Source organism: Dinghuibacter silviterrae (assembly GCF_004366355.1).
Taxonomy (GTDB): Bacteria; Bacteroidota; Bacteroidia; order Chitinophagales; family Chitinophagaceae; genus Dinghuibacter; species Dinghuibacter silviterrae.
Genome location: NZ_SODV01000001.1, coordinates 1,581,987 through 1,604,465 on the forward strand (window position 1 = coordinate 1,581,987; position 22,479 = coordinate 1,604,465).

Below are 22,479 nucleotides of genomic sequence, written 5' to 3' on the forward strand. Positions count from 1 at the left end.
CTAACCTTCCCCTTTTATATGCGAATCCACTCCCTTCCTGGCCTTACCTTGCTGGCCCTGGCTTTTTGCGCCTGTAACCGCAAAACCGTATCGCTCTCCTATACCAATGCCAAAGGAGAGGTATCTTCATTAGGAAACCTTACCTTTCAGTTCGATAAGGACCTGGTGAAAGATTCCGTGCTCGGCGCCTGGGACTCGGCGGACTATGTGTCCTTCGAGCCAAAGATCCCGGGCCGTTTCCGTTGGGAAAACCCGGGTGTGCTGGTCTTTTCCCCGAGCAAACCGCTGTTGCCGGCGACCAATTACCGGGCGGTGATCAACGAGGAGGTGTTGGCCCACTCGGGGTATGGACGGTTGAAGGGAGGAGACGAGATCAGCTTTCACACGGCCCCGCTCCACCTCCAGGACGTGAGTGCGCTGTGGGTTCCGCAGGACGTGGGGACGCATACGGCTCTCCCACAGTTGGATCTTTTTTTCAACTACCCGGTGTCCCCGGCGACGCTGAAAGAACGGTTACACGTTACCGTAGACGGGCAGGCGTCGCCCTTCGACCTGCAGACGGTTTCGGTCTCGGACAGGGTCAGCATCAGGTTGCCCCAGGTCAAGCCGGAGGACCGGGACTATAAAGTGACCCTGTCTATTGACAAGGGGTTGGTTCCCGATGGCGGCACCAATGGCACGGAAGAGCCCCTCGACTTTACGACGGGGATGGCCTCCCCCTTTGTCCTGGAGATTCATGACGTGACCACCGACCACGATGGGGCCACGGGCACCGTCACGGTGCGGACCAGCCAGCAGGTCGCCCCGGAAAACCTGGCCTCTTTTATAAAGCTGGACCCGGCGGTCAAATTCACCGCCACGCCGACAGAGGACGGTTTTACGGTGACCAGCGACGCCTTTGACGCGGAAACAAGCTATGCCATCCACATTGGCAAGGGGCTGAGGGGTACGATCGGGGGCGTCCTGCACGACGACTATGTGAACAACATCACCTTTGGGAAGATGGCGCCGTCCATCAGTTTCTCGGGGAGCAAGGAAGTTTACCTCTCCAGCCGGGGAGAACGGAATATTGCGGTGCGCATCGTGAACGTGCCAAAAGTAAAGATCATCGTCTCCAAGATATATGAGAACAACCTGTTGGCGGCGGGCCGGTATGGGTATGATCCCGTGGATGACCAGCAGGACAACGTGGAGTACGAGGGCCCCGAGTCGAGGGGAGAGCTTCAAATGGGCGACATCGTCTACGAGAAGACGGTAGACACCAAATCCCTGCCGCGCTCGGGCAACAGCCGTGTCCTTCACGTAGACCTGGAGGATAAACTGCCCGAATTCAAAGGAATCTATCATATAAGTATCCGGTCCATGGACGACTATTGGGTGCGCGACAGCCGTTTCGTGTCCCTGTCCGACATAGGCCTCATGGCCAAAGCCGGGAAAGACAAGGTCCTCATTTTTGCCAATTCGATCAAGGACGCCACCCCCATGGAAGGCGTGAACATCGTCGCCTATGGCCTCAACAACCAGGTCCTGGGGGTTGGTGCCACCAATGCCCAGGGGGTGGCGGAGATCGCGTGTACCCGGAAAGAATTTGCAGGCTTTACACCGGCCATGGTGATTGCCCGGACGGCGGGGGACTTTAACTACCTTCCTTTTGCGACGACCCAAGTGAATACTTCCCGTTTCGACGTGGGGGGCAAGTCTTCCAATCCCAGCGGGCTGGACGCCTTTATATATCCCGAGCGCGACATTTACCGGCCCGGCGAACAGGCGCACTTTGCCGTCGTCCTGCGGACTACGGGCTGGCAATTGCCCGGGGAGCTGCCGTTGAAAATGAAGTTCCTGCTGCCCAACGGCAAGGAGCTGAAAACCTTCCGCAAAAGCATCGACGACCAGGGCGCCCTGGACGGGAGTGTGGACATCCCCGAAGCGGCGGTCACGGGTAGCTATACCCTGGAAGTCTATACGACGAACGACGTGTTGCTGGGAAGCCGGCCCATCCGGGTGGAAGAGTTTGTCCCGGACCGCATCAAGGTGACGAGTAAACTGGACAAAGACGTATTAAAACCCGGAGAGACTGCCCACCTGGACATCACGGCAGAAAACTTTTTTGGCCCTCCCGCGGCCAACCGCAACTACGAATGTGAGATACAGGTGACCCAGGAAGCCTTTACGTCAAAAGCGTATGACCGTTACGATTTCGGGCTGGCTGGGCAGGACGCCCTTCACGACAAGGTTGAACGGGAAGGAAAAACCGACGAGGCGGGGCACGCCAGGGAGACCTACGAGGTTCCGGAGATGTACAAAAATATAGGCAAGCTGCGGAGCACCTTTTTCACCACCGTATTTGACGAAACCGGCCGGCCGGTCAGCCGGAGCAGCCCGGCGGACATCTATACCCAGTCCGTTTTCTTTGGGGTAAAGGACGACGGCTATTATTATTACCCCCTCAGCCAGGCGGTCCGGTTCCCCCTGATCGCGCTCAATACCAGTGAACAGGTAACGGCGGCCCCGGCAAAGGTGGAGGTGATCAAACACGAGTACCGGACGGTCCTTTCCAAAAACGGGGACTATTTCCGGTATGAATCCCAAAAGGAGGATGTGGTGGAAACCTCCCAAACCGTGACCGTTAGCGGTGTACAGACGGCCTTCCCCTTTACGCCCCGGACGCCGGGGGAATACGAACTTCGTGTATACGTACCCGGTAGCAACAGTTATGTCAGCAAAAGCTTTTACAGCTATGGCTCCTGGGGCGCGGACGACAACTCCTTCGAAGTGGACAAGGAAGGGCAGATCAGTATAGAGGCGGACAAGGTTTCCTATTACACCGGCGAAACCGCCAAGGTACTTTTCAAAACCCCATTTAGCGGCCGGATGCTGGTCACGATGGAAACCGCGGACAAGGTCGTCTCCTATCAATATGTCGACGTCAGGGACCGGACCGCTTCGCTGGACCTGCCCCTGAACAAGGACCACCTTCCCAACGTCTTTGTCACGGCCACGCTGTTCAAACCCCATGGGGTATCCGACATCCCCCTGACGGTCGCCCATGGCTTCAAGGGGCTTACGGTCGAGGAGCGAGACCGGCGCGTACCGGTCGTCGTCAGCGTGCCGCAAAAGGTCCGCTCCAATACACACCCGGTCATCCATGTCAAAGCCGCGCCCAACAGCATGATTACGGTCGCCGCCGTGGACAACGGCATCCTCCAGGTGACCGATTTCAAAACACCGGATCCTTACGCCTGGTTTTACGCACCCCGGGCATTGGAGGTAAGGGGATATGATCTTTATCCGTTGCTTTTCCCCGAAGTATTGGCGCGCCTCAGCAGCACTGGCGGAGACGCCGCTGGTGAAATGAACAAACGGGTAAACCCGATGCCCACCAAACGGTTTAAGCTGGTCTCTTATTGGAGCGGGGTGCAAAAGACCGACGGGAACGGGGACGCCACCTTCCAGATGGACATCCCCACCGCCTTTAGCGGGGAGGTCCGGATCATGGCGGTGTCTTGCAAAGGGCAGGCCTTTGGCTCCGGGGAAGCGGCCATGAAGGTGGCCGATCCCCTCGTTCTTTCCAGCGCCCTGCCCCGCTTTCTGAGCCCCGGGGATACCGTAACCATGCCGGTGACCCTGACCAATACCACCGCCAGGACGGCAAGCATCAGCGCCAGCGTACAAACCGACGGTCCCCTGACGGTGGTGGGGTCGTCACGTGCAAGTGCAGACGTCGCCGCCGGTTCCGAAGGCCGGGTGGTCTTTACCTTAGCCGCGGCCAAGGCGATCCATCCCGCAAAGGTCACCGTACATGTACAAGGGCTGGGTGAACAATTCACCGACGAGACCGATATCAGCGTACGGCCCGCATCCACCCTTCAAAAGATGAGCGGGAGCGGGGTTGCCGGCCCGGGGACGCACGACATCACCATCGGTACCGGGGACTTTATCCCGGGCAGCGGGGACGACCACCTCGTCCTGAGCCGTTCCCCGGCCATCCGCCTGGGCAGCCAGCTCCAATACCTCGTGGAATACCCGTACGGGTGTACCGAACAAACCGTGTCGACCGCCTTCCCACAGCTCTATTATGACGACCTGGCGGCGCTGATGCACCTCCACGGCGCGGCCCGCTATACCAACGCCGCCTACAACGTCCAGGAAGCCATCCGGAAGATCAAGATGCGCCAGTTGTACAACGGGGGCGTCACCTTGTGGGACGGGGAAGACGACGAAAACTGGTGGGCGACCGTGTACGCCGCGCACTTCCTCCTGGAAGCCCAAAAGGCGGGGTACGACGTCGACAAAAGCCTGACCGAAAGCATCCTGGCCTACCTGAACGGGCGGCTGCGCAACAAGACCCTCGTGCGCTATATCTATAACGGGAACCAGGAGAAGAAGATCGTCCCGAAAGAGGTGGCGTACAGCCTTTATGTGCTGGCCCTGGCCGGCCGGCCCAATGTGAGCGCCATGAACTATTATAAAGCCAATACCACCACCCTTGCCCTCGACAGCCGGTATCTCCTGGCCTCCGCCTACGCGCTGGCGGGCGACAAGGCCGGTTTCCGGGAAATCCTGCCCACGGCTTGGGCCGGGGAGCGATCGGCGGCGGAGACCGGTGGTTCTTTTTACTCCGACATCCGGGACGAGGCCGTTGCCCTCGACGTCCTTCTTGACGTAGACCCGGGCAATTCCCAGGTCGGTCCCATGGCCCGCCAGGTCGCCGACCAACTAAGCAACCGCACCTGGTACTCCACCCAGGAATGCGCGTTTGGATTCCTCGCCTTAGGCAAGCTCGCCCGGTCGACCGCCCAGTCCACCGCTACGGGTACCGTCAGGGCCGGTGGCCGGACGCTTGGCACCGTCGAGGCCGCCCCCGTCAAATGGTCCGCCGCCGACCTGAAGAGCACCAACGTGACGCTGGACGTCCGGGGCAGCGGCAACCTCTACTATTGGTGGCAGGCCGAAGGAATCAGTGCGTCCGGCGCCTACAAGGAAGAAGACCACTACATCCGCGCCCGGCGCAGGTTTTTCGACCGGTTCGGGCACGAACTCACGGGGAATACGTTTCACCAGAACGACCTCGTGATCGTCCAACTGACCCTCGACAACGCCTATTCCGGGAACATCGACAACATCGTCCTGACCGACCTTCTGCCCGCGGGTTTTGAAATCGAAAACCCGCGCACCAAGGACATCCCGGGGATGGATTGGATCAAAAACGCGGCCGAGCCGACCGCCATGGACGTCCGGGACGACCGGATCAACCTCTTCGTCAACCTCACGGGGCAGCGCCAGGTCTACTACTACGCGGTCCGGGCGGTGTCGCCGGGTGTTTACCATATGGGGCCCGTCAGTGCGGATGCCATGTATAATGGGGACATCCACTCCTACAACGGGGCGGGGACGATCGTGGTGAAGCCGTAGGGTTTTGGTACCTTTGCGCCCTTATGACAAAGGTGACGCTAAAACGGAAGATCGCCCCCCGGATCGCCAATGGGCACCCCTGGGTCTTCGCCAACGAAGTACAAGGGATCGAGGGCGCAGTCAGCGCAGGGGACATCGTGCGGGTGCAAACACACGACGGGAAATACATCGGCAGCGGGTACATCAACCCCCAGTCCCAGATCGTCGTGCGGATCCTCACCCGGGACCCGAAGGAAGTCGTGGACGCGGCCTTTTTTCACCGGCGGATCGCCGGGGCATGGGCCTACCGCCAGCACATCGGGTATACCGAGAACTGCCGCCTGATCTTTGGGGAAGCGGACTACCTTCCTGCCTTGATCATCGACAAGTTCAACGACTATTTTGTACTCCAGACCCTGGCGCTGGGGATGGATAAGTGGAAGGGGGCCATCGTGGAAGCGCTGCAAAAGATTTTCCAGCCCAAGGGCATCTATGAACGGAACGACGTCCCCGTCCGGGAGCTGGAGGGATTGACGCAGATAAAAGGGCCTATAGGACCGGCCTTCGATCCGAACATCATCATCCGCGAGAACGGTTTACAGTTTCACGTCGACCTGGAGAACGGCCAAAAGACCGGGTATTTCCTGGACCAGCAGGACAATCGGCGGCATATACAACATATCGTCAAAGACGCCGACGTCCTCGAAGCCTTTTGTTACACCGGGACCTTTGGCGTACACGCCGCCCACTACGGTGCCAAAAGCGTCCTGGGGCTGGACATTTCCGAGACGGCGGTCGCCCAGGCCCGGCGCAACGCCGAGCTCAACGGGCTGGCCGACCGTTGCCGTTTCGAGGCGGTCAACGCCTTCGACGCGCTCAAGACGTGGACCAAAGAAGGCCGGACCTACGACGTCGTCATGCTCGATCCGCCCGCCTTTACAAAAAGCCGGGAAAACATACAAAAAGCCATTACCGGTTACAAAGAGATCAACCTCCGGGGCATCAAGCTGGTCAAACCGGGCGGCTTCCTGGTGACGTCCAGCTGTACAAACCTCGTCCCGCCGGACCTGTTCCTGGAGATCATCGCCCTGGCGGCCAAGGACGCCCGGCGGCAGTTACGCCAGGTCACCTTCCAGGCGCAGTCTTCCGATCACCCGATCATCTGGGGGATGGAGAATACGGAGTACCTGAAGTTCCTGATTGTGCAGGTGCTATAAGAAAAAGCCCGTCATAGTTGTCCCAAAGGGACAGGCCGAAGCCGAAGGCACCCAGGCGTGGAAAGACAGGCTTTCCTCTGCGCGGAGGGGCGGGCGCGCCCGCCGAAAGCGGCCAGAAAAGCGTGGAGGGGCCGGACCGGGAAAGCAGGTATTCGTAAGTGTCCGGGGCAGGCGTGCGGCTACCGCTGACAAATGCAAAGGCTTTGTACCGGTCGCCCAGTGAATCGGCCAACCAGTTTCCGGCAAACTGGCGTTCCAGGTCGTCGTATAAAGTATCCGGCCGTTTGCGGATGTTCAGATCCGGGAGGCAAAAAACGATCTTATGACGCGGCGCGTTTTGCAATAGCCCCGATAACTGAAGCGCCATACGCCGGTCCCCGGCATTTTCCGATGGAATACGGTCGGCATAAGCCATGTCGGTCGCGGGCTCCTCTGCTTCGAGCGAAACGGCGGTAAAGCCACAGGAGTCGGCGAGAAAGGTCATGAGGCTGTCGCGGAGGTTTGTCCCCGAGCCGTCATCCCCGAGCGCGACCACCTGCGCCTGTCCGACGGCCAGGCGAAAGGCCGATAAAAAACCGCGATCCGCCAAAAAACCGCGATCCGCGACCGGTATCGTGTGGGGCGCGGGGATCACCGGAGCGGGCGGCGGTATGTCTTTGACCGGAATCCCGTCGATCGTCATTTCCCAGTCGGATATACCGAGATCGACCTGGTAGTCGGCGATAAAACCAATGGTCATTTCGGGGCAAAGAGGATCTATGTCGCACTCCATCGTGAGGTGCAGCCAGGTGGTACCGGGCACGGTGTCCATAATAACACGCGAAAACTTGGGATGAAACGCCGTATCGCAGAGATGGTTGTAGTCCCAAAGACGGTTTTTGTTGAAAAAACGGAAGTCGGACGCGTTGCCTCTGAGAAAAGAGAGATAACAGGATGCCTTGAACCGGTGGGGATGGGGAAAAGAAGAAATGTCGATGTACTGAAAAGCAACGAAACTTTCATCCATATAGGCCGTGTCCCGGCATTGAATCCGGAAGACCGGATGCCCCTGGAAATGCGCCCCGGTATCCACCCACCCATCATAACGGCGACCACCATCCCCGCCCGGGAATATCCATTGAACCGGCAGATAATTAGGAAGATAACGATCGAAGGATCCGTTGAAAAAGACCTGGGCACGCACGAAGGCGGGCCAGGCGCCCAGGAGTACCAGGGCCGGCAGGCTATACCATTTCATCCAGGAATATAAGGAATTATTTGGTTACCAGGAACTTACCCGAGTCGATAATCTCCCCGGTCTTGTTCCGCACCTGATAAATATACAGGCCCCTATAATAATCGCTCACGTTGAGCGTTAATTTAGCAGGCATGCTCACGGTCTCGTAGACCTTCTTGCCAATGAAGTTGTAGATAACCAGTGAATTAGATTTGTCGTAATCTTTCTGAAACTCAAAATTGACAAAGGTTACCGCTGGAACCGGGTATACCTTCACTACTTTCTCCGATTCGTCCGGGTTGGGGAGGGGGGAGGTTTGGGCATAGAGACGGTGGGGAGCCATGGCAGCCCCCATTAAGAACAGCCATATGATGAGTATGCTTCTCAACGGATATTAGGGTACTTTCCTATTACAAGGTACAAAATTAATCCCATTTTTTCCACACAATCTTCTAAAATCCTAAAACTCAGGACAGAGGGTGCTGTTTCGGGTGGACGTACTGGCCCGGGTAAAAGCGAGCCAGGAGAGTCCCAGTTCAAAGCCGCCCCTGCCCTGGGAGGCCGTTTTGAGGTCAGAGATATTGGCGTCATAACTCAAAGACACGATATAAGATCGCAGGTTTAATTTCACCACGGGAATAAAATCGCTTTGCCAACGGATAAAGGCCCCGAGCCCAAGAACCTCGTCCGGGTCGTCGGGATCTCCGAATTTGTAGGAAAACAAACCCCCGAACATGGTTTCATTATAGGGGCCCTGTATCATGTGGTCGGCGTGGATTTCCATAAAGGTCTCGTCGGACATATACAGCTTCATCCCCGCCGAGGCAATCCACTTCGGTTGGAGTTCGACCGTATTGTCGTTGTAAAAGGAGGAGCGCGGCTTGTTGAAGTGATCGTACGACACCCCCAGGTACAGGTGGTCCTGGTTGTCCTCGTCCAGGGAGGTGGAAAAGGCGATCCCGGCGGATCCGTCCAGGTAGGAGACGTTGTTCCCGAGGTTGCTTTCCCCGTTGTACCCGCCAGGGTTGGTATACTGGTAGTCGGTGGTGATCTTGCTTTGGTCTATCCTGCGTTGGGTAAGCCCTCCCGAAAAGCCGACGCTGAGGTACATTTCCCTGTCCGCGTTGAGGGATTTCTGATAGTTGATGGTAGGCTCCACGATGGTGGTGGTCAGGCCCGCGCTCCCGGCCTGGTCGTACATCAGCTGGGCGCCCAGGGTCAGGTAGTCATTCTGTCCCCCTATAGGGACCTTGTATTCCCCGCTGAGGTAGCCGGTTTGGAAAGGGCTGGAAATGCTTGTCCACTGGCTCCGGAACATCGCCTGGATGTGGACGTCTCCCTTGTACAAACCGCCCAGGGCAGGGTTCTGGTAGAGCTGTGCCTCGTAAAACTGGGAGAAATGAATGTCCTGGCCGTGCGTGATTGCCGGCAAAAGAAACAGGATAAGGGCGTAGCATTTTCGCATAATCATAGTTTTATCGCAACAAAGTCACATCCCCTTTAAAGAGCAGTGCCTGGTTGTTTTCACAAATAATTTCGCATTCGTAAACGAAGACGTCCGGGGAGACTTTTCTTCCCCCGACGGTCCCGTCCCAACCGGCGCTGACGTCGTTGGGAAGGAAGTTGTAGCGTTCGAAGACCAACTGGCCCCAGCGGTTGAAGATCCGGAAGGACTTCACGAGGCTGATCCCTTTGCCCCGGGGATAGAACACGTCGTTCATCCCGTCCCCGTTGGGGGAGAAGGTATTCGGGATAAACACATTCCCACCCCCGCAGGTGACAAAAACGGTCAAAGTGTCCTGGGCCGTGCACCCGGCGGCGTTTCGCACGGTGACGGTATAGAAGGTGTTCCCGGTGGGGCTCGCCGAGGGATCCGGACAAGTATCGCAGCTTAGACCGCCCGGCGGGGCCCAGACCCATCCGGTCACGTCGGGGGAATTGGTGGTGTGCAGGGGCGTCGGCGTACCGGCGGCCGCGGTCACATCGGGACCCACGCTGACCGTGGGCAGCGGATCGACGGTAACCGTGATGTGCCCAAGCTCGGTAAAGCAGTGGGCGCTGTCCGAACCGGCCACCGTATAGGTCGTGGTGGCGGGCGGCGTGGCGACCGGGTCGGCGATGTCCGGATTGGTCAGCCCGGTGGAAGGGGACCAGCGATAGGTGTATGCCCCGCTGGCCTGGAGGCGGTAGTAACCGCCCAGGCAAACCGCGGTGTCTCCGCCCACGAGGACGACGGGTGGATGGATCACGCGGATGTGGGCGCTATCGGCGGTGGTACACCCGTACACCGTATACCCGGTCAGGTAGTATTCTATGTCCGAAGGCGGGTCGGCTTGTGGTGTCGCACAGGTGGTGCAGCTCAGACCGGCCGGGGGTGACCAGACATACCGGTCCGCCCCGCTGGCCTGGAGGGCGATGGGAGTGCCCTGGCAAAGGACGTAGTTTCCCCCCGCTGAGGTGGCGGGCAGGGGATGGATGACGACGTTTACCCCGGAGCTGTCGGTGCAGCCGTGGTTGTCGACTACCTGTAAGGATACCGTATAATTCCCGGCCTGCGTATAAGCCGCGGGGGGCGGTTGTGGGGTCTTGGCCGTCTGGCCGTCCCCCAGGTTCCATTGCCACGACAGGCTTGCCCCGGCAAGGACATCGGCATAAAAAGACAGGGTGGCCGGCATGCAAGCGGAACTATCCCCATGGACCTGGACCTCCGGCGGTTGGAAGATGTGGATGGTATCCGGGAGCCGGAGCGTGTCCGTACAGCCGTTGATCGTGGTAAAGGCGTGGGTGACGCTATAGGCGCCCGGCTGGTTGTAGGCGTGGGAGGGGTTTTGCGCCGAGGAAGTGGATCCGTCCCCAAAGTCCCAGAAGTACGCTCCGGGGGCGTCGTTTGAAAGGGAAGAGTCCTCAAACTGGATCAGCGCGGAGCCGCAGGCCTTTGTCGCATTCATGCCCAGACCCGCCACCGCTTTATAGACATGGATCAGTTGCGCCCCGGTAATGGGGACCTGGCAATGGTCCGCATTGACCAGGATGATCCGGGGCTGATAGGTACCGGTATCCAGGTAGGCGTGGCTGGCCATATTTTGCGGACCCGACAGGGTCTCCCCGTCTCCATAGTCCCACACAAAATTCACGGAGCTGTCGGAGGCCACGGCAAAGCGGGCGCTTACGCTGTCGCAACCGGTGACCGGGGAATAGGTAAAAGTGCCCGTGGGGCCGTGCACGATGACGGTATCGTTGGCTACGGAGGTACATCCGCTGGCCCCGGTCACGGTCAGGGTGACGACATAGACGCCGGGATAAGAATAAAAGTGCACCGGGTTGTTGCCGGTGGACGTGTTCCCGTCCCCAAAGTCCCATTGGGACCCGGTAAAGCTCGACGACTGGTTGGTAAACTGCGCCTGGAGCGGAGGACAGGAGCTGATCTTTTGGGGAAGGGTGAAGGCGGCGGTCGGCACCTGTACATGGACATAGCCGGGTTTGCTCAGGCTGTCCGAACAACCCAGGGCGTCCGTCAGGCGGAGGCTCACCGTATCCAGGCCAGGCCGGGTATATACGTGCGAAGGCGCGAACCCCGGGTTGGACGCGCTGGCCGTGATCCCGTCCCCGAAGTTCCAGGTATAGGTGATGGGGGCCATGCCGCCGGTGGACCGGTTGTCGAAGTAAATGGTTTTACCGGCGCAGATCACCGTATCGGACACCGAAAAATCCACCCGGGGTGCGGAGACAAGGACGTTTCCCACGGTGGAGTCCGTACAACCGTACGTATCCCTGACGGTCAGCACGACCAGCATGGACCCACCCTTGGTATAGGTATGGAGGTATGGGGGCGTGAGCAGGGAATCCCTGACCCCGTCTCCGAAGGACCAGGTCCAACCGGCCAGCGGATGGGTGCCGTCGGTTGTGGAGTGGTCGTTGAACGTTACCGGGACCCCCGCGCAAACCGCCGTGGGGGCCGGTGTAAAGGCAGCGGTGGGCCCGTTGACGGAAACCGGGACGGGGAGTGTATAGGTCGTGTCGCAATGGTTGAGGTCGGTGACGCGGACCGTGACGTGGTATTGACCCGACAACAGATAGACGTGGGTGATCGCGGGGTTGTTCCGGCTGGATTGCAAGACCCCGTCCCCAAAGTCCCAGGTGATGCCCGATACCATCGAGGTATCCAGGTGGGGACAGGTAAACGTGACCATGCTTCGTCTGCAGGTGGACGAAACGGACGCCTGGATGGTGGGGTCCTCCATGATGACCAGTATTTTCTGGGAACCCGTCTCGGTACAGGTACCGTTGGTGACGGTCAGGGAGACCCAGTAGGTACCGGGCGTCGCATAGGTATGGACCGGATTCGGTTCGGTACTGGTATCACCGTCCCCGAATTTCCACAGACGGGCCGTCTCATCGACGCTGACATCCGTAAAAGACCGGGTCAGGCGCTGGCTGCAGTTCATGGCCGTCGTAAAATGCGCGGCGGGTGGCGCGATATGGATATACAACTGGTGGACCACCGTATCCCGGCAACCATTGTTGACGTTGACCAGGGCGACCGTATACGTGCCGGTGTCCCCGTAGGCCCAATAGTAATTGGGCGTCCCCCCATAGACGTCACCCCCCAACCCCGTGGGATACCAATTCCAATTGGACACCGGGCCCGGTGTCGTCCCAGTGAAAAGGATCGCCTGGCCCACGCAGGCGCTGGTAGGGGACCCGGTAAATGCCGTGGCCGGTTTTGTACCCACCGTCACCGCGGCGGTATCCTGCTGGGTGGCCGTACAGCCGCCGGAGGTCGTCATCGTCAGCGAGATCGTATAGGTTCCCTGGACGGTATAAGTATGGCTTGGGGCGGCCACGGCAGACTGGGAACCATCCCCGAAGTCCCAGAGGTATTGCACGACGGGATCCGGAGAGGTGATCTGGGCAGTGGGTGTGATCGTATACGGCACGCAGCCAAAAACCGGCAGACCTTTAAAAATGGCGCTGGGCGGACTGATATTAATATAGGCGTTGGCCTGTACGGTGTCCGGGCAGCCACCGGGCCCGGTCACGATCAACCGGACGGTAAAGGACCCGAAGCTGGTGTAGGTATGCACGGGGTTCTGTAGGGTGGACGTCCCGCCATCTCCGAAGGTCCAGGCATACGTCAGGATGCCGGACGAGTCCGCTTGAAACTGGACGCTCAGGGGAAGGCTGCAACCGGTGGTCCGGGACGCCGTAAAATTGCCCTTCGGGGGATTGGTCACCGGGAAAGTCTGTGTGACCGAATCCGTACAGGCCCCTGCATACACCACCAGCGTGACGGCGTATGACCCCGCCAGCGTGTAGGTATGGGCGGGACCGGGCAACCGGGATACCTGTCCGTCTCCAAAACGCCAGAGGACGCTGTCCGGATGCACACCGGTGGTGTTCCGGAAGGTCACGGGGCTTTTGGTGCAGCCCGTAGGCACACTCGTGGTAAAGCTGGCGTTGCCCTGACCCACGGCGATATAGGCCGTCTGCGTCAGGGTATCCGCGCAACCCATGGGAGAAGTGGCGATCAGGGAAACCGTATAGGTCCCCGGCTGGGTATAAATATGCATGGGATTGGGGACGGTGGAGACGCCCTGGTCGCCAAAGGCCCAGGTATAGGTCAGGGGGCCGGGACCGGTACTGGTATTGGCAAACCGGACCGTATCCGGCGTTTTACAGGCCGCAACAGGGTTTGCGCTAAATGCCGCCTGCGCCGGGGCGGGTATGTCGACCAGGTTCAACCGGGTGAGCGTGGCCGCGCAACCATAGTTGCTGGTCACCTGGAGGCTGACATTAAAACGGCCGGCCGCCGTATAAGTATGCTGCGGATCGGCCGTGGACGCCGTAGTGCCGTCCCCGAAGTCCCATTTCCACTGGACGATGGAGCCCGGCGTTGTCGTACTACTGTCGGCGAAAGCCGTCGCCAGGGGCAGGCAGCCCGTCGTGTCGGTGACGCCAAAAGCGGCAACGGGTATGGGATAGACCGAAATGTATTGAGTTTTTGTTACGGAGTCCACATGACCCGACGCATCGGTGACGACAAGTTTGACCGTGTATGTACCGGGGGAAAAATAAGTGGCCGCGGGGTTCTGGATGCCCGACCGGTTGCCGTTACCAAGGTCCCACTTCCAGGAAACCGGGTTTCCGGCAGACTGGTCGGTAAATTGTACGAAGAGCGGGGTACAACCGCTAACCGGGCTCGCGCTGAAGGCGGCCTGCACCTGTCCCTTTGCGGGCTGGAGCACAGCCTGCAGGAGCAACAGAGATAAACACCCCCGTCGCAGGGGTCGCGTGATAAAAAGAGTACAGGAATACACGGTATGTATCCTGGACTACACAATGCCTACTGGAGTGGGAGACAAGCAGCAGGTACGGAAGAAAAACGGGGATAGAGTTTCTCGGAAAGGATAAGCGTTTTCGGTCATCCAATATACGAATTATGTTCAATTCGTGCAATTTTCAGCCGCGGGCACACCGCCCGGCCCTTAGGCGTGGCCGTATATATCCCGGTACTTGTCCCGGGCATACGCCAGGAAAACCTCCGCGTCCAGCCCCTCCCCTGTCGCCTCCTTGCAAAGGTCGTTGCTCAGGAAAAAGCGCCCGTGCCGGTGGATTTTTTCCCGGAGCCACTTCAGCAAGAGGCTGTAATCCCCCGCCCGGATACCCGCATCCAACCCCGGTGTCTCCCGTACGCAGGCCTTGAAAAGCTGGGCCGCATACAGGCTCCCCAGGGTATAGGTCGGGAAATACCCAAAGCTGCCATGGCTCCAATGGACGTCCTGGAGACACCCTCGACGATCGTCGGGGACCTTCAGCCCCAGGTATTTGTGATAGGATGCCGCCCAGTATTCCGGGATATCCCGTACGGACAGCGTCCCCCCGATCAGGGCCTTTTCCAGTTCATACCGGATCAGGATGTGAAAATGATAGGTGAGCTCGTCCGCCTCTGTGCGGATCAGGGAAGGCTCCACCCGGTTGATCCCCTTATAAAAGGTTTCCGCGCTCCCGAAGGTCCCCGGGAAATACGACGTCAGCACGGGCCAAAGCCCCTCCCAGAAGGCCAGGCTGCGGCCGAGGTTGTTTTCCCAAAGCCGGCTTTGGGACTCGTGGATCGACAAGGAACAGGGTTCGCCCAGCGGCAACCCGTATTCCTCCGCGGGGAGTCCCTGTTCATACAAGGCGTGCCCACCCTCGTGGATACAGCTCCAGGTCATGGAGGTAAAATCGGTTTCGCTGATCCGCGTCGTCACCCGGACGTCCGTCGAGGCGAAGTTGGTCGTAAAAGGGTGTTCCGACAGGTCCTGCCGGAAGGCGGTTTTGTCCAGCCCCATGCGGTGTAAAAGGTCCAGCCCCCAGGACCATTGCTGGGCTTTGGGAAAATGTCCGTGCAAAGCCCTGCTGTCCACCTGCGGCGCCCGGCCGATCTCGTCCAGGAGCGCCTTGAGGGGCGCGGTCAGCGCACCAAAAAGGCCGTCCAGCCAGGCCACCGTGGCCCCTTTTTCGTAATCGTTCAAAAGCGCATTGTACGGATGCCCCTCGTATCCTTTGAGGTCCGCCTCCTGCCGTTTGAGGGTCACCAACTTGTCCAGGTGGGGTGCAAAAACCGAAAAGTCATTGGCCTCCCTGGAGGCGATCCATGCCTGAAAAGCGGCGCTGGTCGCCGCGGAAAGGGTGCGGACGAAGTCCGAGGGGAGTTTTTGTTCGCGCGTGTAGTCTTCAAGACTCAGCGCGACGTTCCGCGCTTCGCACGGGTTGAGCCCGTTCGCCCCGCCGAGCGAGCGCAGCAACGCCCCCATCTCCTCTCCCGTAAAGCGCTCGTGCGCCAACTCGCTCAGCGTAGCCAACTGGCGCGCCCGCGCCCCCTCGCCCTTGGGGGGCATATAGGTTTCCTGGTCCCATTGGAGAACGGCGGCGCTGTAACGGAGATCGGCCACCCGCTGGAGTTTTTCGACGTATTGCGCGTACAAGTCAGGCATAGGTTTGGTTGAGCCCTAAATGTACACCCGGGCCGGCAACGATCCCGAAATAAAAACGGATTCTTATTCGTACATTCAGCGCACTCAAGATTAACCCGCCTATGAACAGGGCATACCTCTTCGTTCTTTTAACCCTCGCCGGCGCCTTTAAAGTGAGCGCCCAGCAACAACTCAGCGTGGATAGCTTGTTCCGCATACTCCCGGACAGTTTTCCTGCCGAAAGACTGTACCTGCACCTGGACAAGGACCGTTATATGACGGGGGATACCGTCTGGTTCAAAGCCTATTTCTCCTCCGGCGGCTTCCCGGGGGGATTCAGCACGGGCGTGCACGTCGAGCTGTTCAACGAGGCCGGTGTCCGCGTCACGCACAAATACTACCCCGTGTTGGGCGGAAAAGTGTCTCTGGGCGACATGGAGCTTGCCGATACTCTGGGCCAGGGGTTGTACACACTTCGCGCGTACTCGGACTGGATGAGCAATTTCGATCCCGCCTTTTTCTACCATCATACGTTTCCTGTGTATGCCAGTACGGTGACCCCGCCCAAGGGAAGGGGCACCAAGGGCAAAGATGCGACGGCCAGGCCCCAAGGCGGGCGCGCGGCCGCGGACCCAGGCCGGAACGCCGGCGCCGGAGGCGCGGCGGTTGCCGCCAGCACGGGCGCCGGGCAGCCGGCGACGGCCCAGGACGAGCGCGTCACCGCTCCCGCGGTGGACATCCAATTCCTCCCCGAGGGCGGCGACGAAGTCCAGGGCGTCCTCAACACGATTGCCTTCCGGGCGACCGACCGGCACGGCCTGCCGGTGGATGTCAGCGGGAAGGTCGTGGACGACGTAGACAGTACCTACGCGATCTTTTCGGCCATGCACGACGGGATGGGGATTTTGGAATTGATACCGGAAAAGGGAAAGCACTATACCGCCGTCGTCCAAACACCCTTGGGGGAAAAGCGCATTGCTTTGCCGGAACCCCGGCCGGACGGCGTGGTCCTCAATACGCGCACGACGTCCAGGGGCGTGGGGTTTGTGCTCCGGGCCGATAGCGCGAGCCGGTACCTGGACCGTCCCCTGCAAGTGGTGGCCAGTTTGTACGGTCAGCTGTGTTTTAGGGCCAAAACGACCCTGAGTGCGAGCAATACGGAAATCAGCGGGTTTATCCCTACGGACAAGTTTGTGCCGGGGATCATGACCCTCACCTTGTTTGCGGACAACGGGGAGCCGCTCGCGGAAAGGGTGGTGTTTATCCGGCCTACCGACGTACGCATCCAGGCGACCCTTCATGCGGACACCCTTAGCATGGACCCGAAGGGGTATAATGCGTGGACCCTTCAATTTACCGATACGGCGCGGTGCTACCTGAGCGTGTCGGTGACCGATGCCGACGCCGTCACCCCGGCGGAGAACGGACCCAATATCCTGACGGGTCTGCTGCTGAGCGGGGACCTGAAGGGCAACATCTATCAGCCCGCCTTTTATTTCCGGGACGACGCGGACAGCACCCAGGCCATGCTCGACCTGGTCATGCGGACGCATGGGTGGAGGCGGTATGACTGGGGGGCGCTTGAAACACGTCGTTTTCCTCAAATTCAATACCAGGACCGGAACTACCTTAGTTTTCAGGGACAGGCCCTGACGGAGTCGGGGCGAAAAGTGGTAAGCAATACCCTGCTGACCATTTTTCTGAGGGGGAGTGATTCCACCAAAAGGCTGATGCTGGCGCCCGTGGATTCTGCGGGTCAGTTTACGCTGGACGGGCTGGTCTTTTTTGACACGGCGCAGGCGTATTACCAGGTCAACAAAAAGGGGTGGAGGGGGACAGATGTCCAGCTCCGGCTGCGCCCGGACCCATTTTTCCCGCTTGGCCCTGACGTCCGGAAAGGGATTGTTTTCCCGGAAAGCGGGGAGGACACGGCTTTTGTGGGGCAGGGCAACCGGGAAGCGGACCTGGTGGCCGGTTTGAGGCGTCTGCAAAAGGCCAAGGAACTCCAGGAGATCGTCATCCACGGCCGTAAAAAGACGCCGTTGGAAGAACTGGACGAGCGCTATGCCAGCGGGTTGTTTTCCGGGGGCGAAGGGCACAATTTCGACCTGGTCAACGACAACAACATGGCCCAAAGTTATTTCGACATCCTTTCGTTTTTGCAGGGGCGGGTGGCCGGGCTCCAGATTTCCGGGGCCTATCCCAACCTGTCTGCGCACTACCGGGGGGGGACCCCGGCCTTTTTCGTGGATGAGATGAATACGGACGAAAACATGCTGGAAAGCATACCGGTGGCGGACATTGCCTATGTAAAGGTGTTTGAGCCCCCGTTTGTGGGGGCTACGGGCGGCGGGCCTTATGGGGCCATCGCCATCTATACGCGCCGGGGAGGCGACCAGACGTACAACGTCCCCGGTCTGAAACGCCTGACGCTGGCGGGGTACGCGCCGATCCGGACGTTTTATGCGCCCGTCTACGATGCCGCGGACACGGCGGCGCGGGCCTTCCCGGATTACCGGACGACCCTGGACTGGGCGCCTTACCTCTTTAGCTCCGCCCGAAACCTGCAAGTGCCGGTACGGTTTTACAACAACGATGCCTGTACCCGTTTCCGGATCATCGCGGAGGGGATGGACGAGGAGGGGCGGCTGCTGCACCTGGAGCAGGTCGTGGGGAAAAAACAGTAGCTTGCAGCCCATGCGGATACAGGAATTCATTGACGTACTGGAAGCCTACGCCCCACCCGCTTACCAGGAAGACTTTGACAACGCCGGTTTGCTCGTCGGGGACGCCGCCCGGGAGTGTACGGGGGTCCTGGTAACGCACGACGCGACGGAGGCGGTCATAGAAGAAGCCGCTGCAAACGGATGTAACCTCGTGGTGGCCTACCACCCCATCCTCTTCAAAGGACTCCGCCGGATTACCGGCAAGACCTATGTGGAACGGGTCGTCACGAAGGCGATCAAAGGGGATATTTCCATATACGCCATCCACACGAACCTGGATAATATAAAGGACGGGATGAACAGCCGCATCGCGGCCTGCCTGGGATTGCAAGACCTGGCGCCCCTGGAACCTAAGAAAGGGCAGCTAAAAAAGCTATATGTATTTGTTCCAAAAGATCACGCCGGTAAAGTCCGCCAGGCCATCTTCGACGCCGGGGGCGGCCATATCGGCCGCTATGATGCCTGTAGCTTCAACACGGAAGGGACAGGGACCTACCGGGCGGGAGAAGGCGCCGAGCCCTTTATAGGGCAGATCGGGGAGTTCCATAAAGAACCGGAAATTCGCATAGAGATCATTTTCCCCGCCCCGGCAGAACGCAGTATCCTGGAAGCCATGGTCAAAGCCCATCCCTATGAAGAGGTGGCCTATGACCTGGTGACCCTGGACAATGCCCACCAGGGGTTGGGCAACGGTTGGATCGGGACCCTGCCGGAGCCTATGGGGGAAGAGGCCTTTCTCCACCTGCTGAAGGACGCGTTTCACCTCTCCGTGGTCCGTCATTCTCCCCTGAGGGCCAAACCGGTACGAAAGGTGGCCGTTTGCGGGGGCGCCGGGAGCTTTTTGACCGGGAAAGCCATCGGGGCGGGGGCGGACTGGCTGGTCACGGCCGACCTCAAATACCACGAGTTCTTTGCCGCCGAAGACAGGATTGTCCTGGCGGACATAGGGCACTTCGAAAGCGAACAATACACCCCCGGCCTGCTATATGACATTTTGCGGGAAAAATTCCGTACCTTTGCGATCTTCATCTCGAAGGTCCGGACAAATCCGGTCCACTATTTTTTATAAAGCTTTAAAAATCATATGGCTACTGTTAAAGATTTCTCAGTGGAAGAAAAGCTCACCTCCCTGCTGACCGTTCAGAAGGTAGAGAGCAAACTTGACGAAATTCAGGTGCTGAAGGGCGAGCTGCCCATGGAGGTAAGCGACCTGGAAGACGAAATCCAGGGCCTGCATGCCCGCAAGCGCCGCGTGGAAGAAGAGATCAACGGGATCCAGGACTTCGTGAACTCGAAAAAGGAACTCATCAAGGAAGCCGAAGCCCTCATCAAAAAATACGAGAAGCAAAGCACCAACGTCAAGAATAACCGCGAGTTCGAGGCCGTGAACAAGGAAATCGAAATGCAGACCCTCGAAGTCAAACTGGCGGAAAAGCACATCAAGGACGCAGGGGAAGAGATCACTGAAAAGGCCCGTCACCTGGAGTCTGCCAAAAAGGCGATTGCCAATAAGGAGTCCGTCCTCAACGGTAAAAAGGGCGAACTTGAAAAGATCATCGCCGAAACCGAAAAGGAAGAAAACCACTACCGCAAGCTGGATACCGAAGCCCGTGAAAAAGTAGACGCCCGACTACTCGCCAGCTTCGACCGGATCCGCAAGAACTACCGCAACGGCCTGGCCGTCGTACCCATCGTACGCGACGCCTGTGGCGGTTGTTTCAACGCCATCCCGCCCCAGCGCCAAAGCGACATTAAACAGCGCAAGAAAATCATCGTCTGCGAAAACTGCGGCCGCATCCTTGTCGACCAGGAATTGACAGAGACCGTGGAGGTGAAATAAAAATATTTATCTATTTTGCTGAGGCCGGCCAATCGCCGGCCTTTTTTTATGAAATCCGTACTCCTATTGTTTGCCCTGGCGGCACCCTTCTATGCACAAACCCCCTGGAATAAGGTGGTCGTATCTCCTTTGCTGACGGTCGAAATGCCTGCATTCGCGCCGAAGAGTAGTTTTCATAAAGACCAGGCCCATATGATGGTAACCCAGGCCATCTTCGACAGCGCCTTTTTCATGATCGGCTTTACCGACGGAGATCTGCTGGTAAAAGACCGGGCGGACATGGACGAAAAATTGAAGGGATTTGTACATGGCTTCATGGAATCACAAATGAAATCCCATTCCATCACGGTGAAGGATACCAGCCTGGCCGGAACCCGGGGAAAGATTCTCTTGCTGGCACCGCCCGCTGCCCAGTCTGCCAAAGCCGACAGTGGCTTTATATACATGACGATCGCCGGCGGCCAGTGCTATATTATTATGGAGGCCCGTAAGCCCAACGGTCCTGCCGAAAGACCCGCCGACGAACGCCGGTTTTGGGGCAGCCTTACCTTCGATACCGCCCATATCAGGGAGAACGGTTTTCATTAACCGGATTTGTCGGATATTTGCCAGCGGATCACCAACCTATGCGGATATATCTGACTGTCCTTTTGATTGGCCTTTCGTTCACCCTGCATGCGCAGAAGGTTTTCGACTTCAATGCTCCCTGCCAGGAAGCTTATCATGATATCCTTTGCCTGAAGATCGACGCGGGCCAGCGGCTGATCGACGCGGAGAAAAAAGCGCACCCCAACAACCTGATCCCGTACTTCCTGGAGAACTACGTGGACTTCCTGGTGCTTTTTATCAACGAAGATCCCGCGGAGTATGAACGGCGCGCCCCGCACAAGGATGAGCGCCTGGCGCTCATGACCGAAGGCCCTGAGAATTCTCCCTTTTACGGGTTTACCAGGGCCATCATCAATTTCCAGTGGGCGGCGATAGAAATGAAGTTCGGGGGGAACGTCAGCGCGGGTTGGGCAGGCCGTAAGTCTTTTCTGCAGATCAAGGACAACGAAAAGGAATTTCCTGATTTTTCCCCGAATCAAATGATCTACGGCGCCATGAAAACGGTGCTGGGCGCGGTTCCGGATGGGTATAAGTGGTTCACCAACCTGCTGGGGATGAAGGGGTCGGTCCGGGACGGGATGGCGATGGTGGGCGGTTTTATTTCCAAACACGACGCCTGGGCCAACCTGTTTAAGGACGAGGGCATCTTCTATTATACCTATCTGAAGTTTTATATCCTGAACCAGCACGACGAGGTCTTCCGGTTTATCGAAGACTGTCACCTGGATACGGTCAACAATCTTTTGTTTGCCTATATGGTCGCCAACCTGGCGCTCAACGACCAGCGCGCGGACGTTACCGAAGCCATCCTCCGTGCGCGGAACACGTCCCCGGAATACATGGCTACGCCGGTTTGGGACATGGAAATGGGCTGTGCCCGTCTCTGTCACCAGCAAAAGGATGCCAACGTCTACCTGGAGCGTTACCTGGCGGCCTTCAAGGGGCGGTTTTACGTCAAGGACATCATCCAGAAGCTGAGCTGGTATTACTACCTCGAAGGGAATATGCCCATGGCCAGCCACTACCGGAAGGAAGTGCTGACCCGGGGCTCGGCACATACCGAGGCGGATAAAAACGCGCTCCGGGATGCCCAGTTGGGTGTCTGGCCCAACAAGCTGCTGCTGGAGGCCCGGCTGCTGAGCGACGGCGGGTACCACAAGGAAGCCTTCCAGGTGCTGCAGGGGAAGACCACGTCGGACTTTCCGACGGACGTGGAAAAACTGGAATTTTCTTACCGGCTCGGACGCATCTATGACGACCTGGGCCGGCAGGACGACGCTATAAAAGCATACCTCGTGGCGGTAAAGCTCGGGGAGCACCGGCAGGAATATTTTGCGTCCAGGGCCGCCTGGCAGATCGGGTATATCTACGAACGCCGGGGGAACAAAAACATGGCGGTTGCTTTTTATCAGAAGTGTATCGACATGCCCGACCACGAGTACAAGAATTCCATGGATCAACGCGCGAAAGCGGGGATTGCGCGCTGCAACGGCTCATAGGGAGCCCCGAGAAAATTTCCCTACAT

At 58.7% G+C, this 22,479-nt stretch carries 12 protein-coding genes; 7 read left to right on the top strand and 5 right to left on the bottom strand.

Annotation, left to right across the window (positions count from 1 at the left end; translation table 11 throughout):
- Positions 1 to 18 precede the first annotated feature (18 nt).
- Together EDB95_RS07050 and EDB95_RS07055 are read left to right on the top strand one after the other, a co-directional pair.
- A complete protein-coding gene (locus tag EDB95_RS07050) occupies positions 19 to 5,412 on the top strand; it encodes an alpha-2-macroglobulin family protein (RefSeq protein WP_133992020.1) in 5,394 nt (1,797 codons plus the stop codon).
- A gap of 23 nt (positions 5,413 to 5,435) precedes the next feature.
- Positions 5,436 to 6,608, top strand: a complete 1,173-nt coding sequence (locus EDB95_RS07055; protein ID WP_133992023.1) for a class I SAM-dependent rRNA methyltransferase — start codon at positions 5,436 to 5,438, stop codon at positions 6,606 to 6,608.
- On the opposite strand, the gene EDB95_RS07060 is transcribed toward EDB95_RS07055, so the two are convergent.
- From EDB95_RS07060 to EDB95_RS07080, 5 genes are all read right to left on the bottom strand, one after another.
- A complete protein-coding gene (locus EDB95_RS07060; protein ID WP_133992026.1) occupies positions 6,550 to 7,845 on the bottom strand; it encodes a TraB/GumN family protein in 1,296 nt (431 codons plus the stop codon). The two genes, EDB95_RS07055 and EDB95_RS07060, sit on opposite strands and share 59 nt — an antisense overlap.
- Positions 7,846 to 7,861: 16 nt before the next feature.
- Positions 7,862 to 8,167: a T9SS type A sorting domain-containing protein gene (locus EDB95_RS07065; protein ID WP_162852503.1), complete on the bottom strand. Its 306-nt coding sequence runs from the start codon at positions 8,165 to 8,167 to the stop codon at positions 7,862 to 7,864.
- A 117-nt stretch (positions 8,168 to 8,284) separates the two neighbouring features.
- Positions 8,285 to 9,289 (bottom strand): PorP/SprF family type IX secretion system membrane protein, encoded by a 1,005-nt coding sequence (locus EDB95_RS07070; RefSeq protein ID WP_162852504.1) that lies wholly within the window; start codon positions 9,287 to 9,289, stop codon positions 8,285 to 8,287.
- A gap of 10 nt (positions 9,290 to 9,299) precedes the next feature.
- Positions 9,300 to 14,084, bottom strand: a complete 4,785-nt coding sequence (locus tag EDB95_RS27945; protein ID WP_133992034.1) for a PKD domain-containing protein — start codon at positions 14,082 to 14,084, stop codon at positions 9,300 to 9,302.
- Between the two features lie 225 nt (positions 14,085 to 14,309).
- Positions 14,310 to 15,800 (bottom strand): carboxypeptidase M32, encoded by a 1,491-nt coding sequence (locus EDB95_RS07080; RefSeq protein WP_133992037.1) that lies wholly within the window; start codon positions 15,798 to 15,800, stop codon positions 14,310 to 14,312.
- A 101-nt stretch (positions 15,801 to 15,901) separates the two neighbouring features.
- On the opposite strand from EDB95_RS07080, the gene EDB95_RS07085 reads away from it, so the two are divergent.
- Genes EDB95_RS07085 through EDB95_RS07105 form a run of 5 tightly spaced genes read left to right on the top strand, consistent with a single transcriptional unit; the run spans position 15,902 to position 22,453 of the window.
- Positions 15,902 to 18,466 carry a hypothetical protein gene (locus EDB95_RS07085; protein ID WP_133992040.1) on the top strand — a complete coding sequence of 855 codons (2,565 nt, stop codon included), beginning with the start codon at positions 15,902 to 15,904 and terminating at the stop codon, positions 18,464 to 18,466.
- A 10-nt stretch (positions 18,467 to 18,476) separates the two neighbouring features.
- Positions 18,477 to 19,574, top strand: a complete 1,098-nt coding sequence (locus EDB95_RS07090; RefSeq protein ID WP_133992043.1) for a Nif3-like dinuclear metal center hexameric protein — start codon at positions 18,477 to 18,479, stop codon at positions 19,572 to 19,574.
- Positions 19,575 to 19,589: 15 nt separating this feature from the next.
- Entirely contained in the window at positions 19,590 to 20,345 is a 756-nt protein-coding gene (locus EDB95_RS07095) for a zinc ribbon domain-containing protein (protein WP_133992045.1), read from the top strand.
- Positions 20,346 to 20,393: 48 nt separating this feature from the next.
- Positions 20,394 to 20,933 (top strand): hypothetical protein, encoded by a 540-nt coding sequence (locus tag EDB95_RS07100; RefSeq protein ID WP_133992047.1) that lies wholly within the window; start codon positions 20,394 to 20,396, stop codon positions 20,931 to 20,933.
- A 38-nt stretch (positions 20,934 to 20,971) separates the two neighbouring features.
- Positions 20,972 to 22,453, top strand: a complete 1,482-nt coding sequence (locus EDB95_RS07105; protein WP_133992050.1) for a tetratricopeptide repeat protein — start codon at positions 20,972 to 20,974, stop codon at positions 22,451 to 22,453.
- Positions 22,454 to 22,479: the final 26 nt, after the last annotated feature.

Excerpts from the sequence above, each read along its gene's own strand:
- EDB95_RS07050 (WP_133992020.1), top strand. The coding sequence starts at position 19 with ATGCGAATCCACTCCCTTCCTGGCCTTACCTTGCTGGCCCTGGCTTTT.
- EDB95_RS07055 (WP_133992023.1), top strand. The coding sequence starts at position 5,436 with ATGACAAAGGTGACGCTAAAACGGAAGATCGCCCCCCGGATCGCCAAT.
- EDB95_RS07060 (WP_133992026.1), bottom strand. The coding sequence starts at position 7,845 with ATGAAATGGTATAGCCTGCCGGCCCTGGTACTCCTGGGCGCCTGGCCC.
- EDB95_RS07065 (WP_162852503.1), bottom strand. The coding sequence starts at position 8,167 with ATGGCTCCCCACCGTCTCTATGCCCAAACCTCCCCCCTCCCCAACCCG.
- EDB95_RS07070 (WP_162852504.1), bottom strand. The coding sequence starts at position 9,289 with ATGCGAAAATGCTACGCCCTTATCCTGTTTCTTTTGCCGGCAATCACG.
- EDB95_RS07080 (WP_133992037.1), bottom strand. The coding sequence starts at position 15,800 with ATGCCTGACTTGTACGCGCAATACGTCGAAAAACTCCAGCGGGTGGCC.
- EDB95_RS07085 (WP_133992040.1), top strand. The coding sequence starts at position 15,902 with ATGAACAGGGCATACCTCTTCGTTCTTTTAACCCTCGCCGGCGCCTTT.
- EDB95_RS07090 (WP_133992043.1), top strand. The coding sequence starts at position 18,477 with ATGCGGATACAGGAATTCATTGACGTACTGGAAGCCTACGCCCCACCC.
- EDB95_RS07095 (WP_133992045.1), top strand. The coding sequence starts at position 19,590 with ATGGCTACTGTTAAAGATTTCTCAGTGGAAGAAAAGCTCACCTCCCTG.
- EDB95_RS07100 (WP_133992047.1), top strand. The coding sequence starts at position 20,394 with ATGAAATCCGTACTCCTATTGTTTGCCCTGGCGGCACCCTTCTATGCA.
- EDB95_RS07105 (WP_133992050.1), top strand. The coding sequence starts at position 20,972 with ATGCGGATATATCTGACTGTCCTTTTGATTGGCCTTTCGTTCACCCTG.